Below are 1218 nucleotides of genomic sequence, written 5' to 3'. Positions count from 1 at the left end.
TAACCAATGGCTTGGACTTCAGTGCACTCTTAAAGGTTTTTTCCACGCCGCCGAGCAAATTCTCTTTGTCGGTATCTATTACGAAATGTTGGCTCACTACGTCTCGGCCCAGACGGATTTGCGAACTGAACTTGCTGCGGTCTCGTAAGTACACCAACCATTGCTGAGTTTCGTTTTCGTCAATCTTGACAGGCAGATACACCAAAGGTCGCTCGCTCTTGGTGGTTTTCAACATGCGCACCAATGGCAGTGTCATAGGATGGCGCTTGCCGTTCTCACCCTCTAAAGTAAACGACACTTGCTTGGCTTTTTTATCCACTTTGATGTCGAGAGCGTGAACATTGGTGTAACGGCTGCTTGTCGAAACGCTGGTTTTGTAGGGAATGCCTTCGATTTCTACCGTCTCTTTCTTACCAATCATTTTCGCGTTGGGTTGTTCTTGCAGGTAGTCATACCCAGCAAACACCCACGCGTTATCATCTAGGTAAGTTTTGCCAATCAGGATTGGCGCAGAGAACTGTTTGCGCGAGGTAAGGTTCACCACGGTATCTACCGTATGCCCAGCAATCGTCATCGGCATTTTTACGGTTGGACGCAAAATCGGTTTTTTGCTAGGGCGTCTGCGGATAGCACTGATGCGCTCAAGATCGTCGGTTACCGTGATCTCTTTGCCAGTATAAGGATGCTGAATCGTGAAACTGACGGTGACTTGATAAGGTTCAAAACTGTTGGCTTCCCATTTGGCTTGCGTGCCACCTAAATCGTCGACAATTGCCCACAGCAGTTTGTCATCTTTAAGATTCTTGTATTGGGGATTGCTGCTGCTTACGTGAATATTTTCTGCATGCATGGAGGTGGTGTCAGCGCCGGTATCAATTTTACCGATGAAAGGGACGTCACTTAGCTCAGGAATTTCGCTGTAATACACACTTTCGACCCGCCCTAAAACTAACTTATCATCAAGTTGATAGATGGGATCTTGCGTGGTTGCAGAGATGGATTGCGCCCAACCAAACGGGGCTATCAGGAGAGCACTAGAGAGTGCCAGAGCCAAAGACATTTTTTTCATCATGATTATCCGTGTGAGCCAAGGTATATAAAATTAGTCGCCAACAGAACTTATAAGTTCTCAATTTAATTACAGTTTTGACATAAATCTGACTGATGTCCACCAGCGCCCGGTAAATTTTTGCGAAGCTAATTTAAAACATTGCAAAT

At 45.8% G+C, this 1218-nt stretch carries 1 pseudogene; it reads right to left on the bottom strand.

The window, feature by feature from the left end:
- A pseudogene (locus R7P69_RS24855) lies at window positions 1–1072 on the bottom strand (peptidase); the annotation flags it as partial.
- Window positions 1073–1218: the final 146 nt, after the last annotated feature.

It is taken from the genome of Vibrio sp. 661, from assembly GCF_033339315.1.
GTDB classification, from domain to species: domain Bacteria; phylum Pseudomonadota; class Gammaproteobacteria; order Enterobacterales; family Vibrionaceae; genus Vibrio; species Vibrio alginolyticus.
The sequence above is the reverse complement of the archived record's forward strand: the minus strand, read 5'-3'. Positions and strand labels throughout refer to the sequence as shown.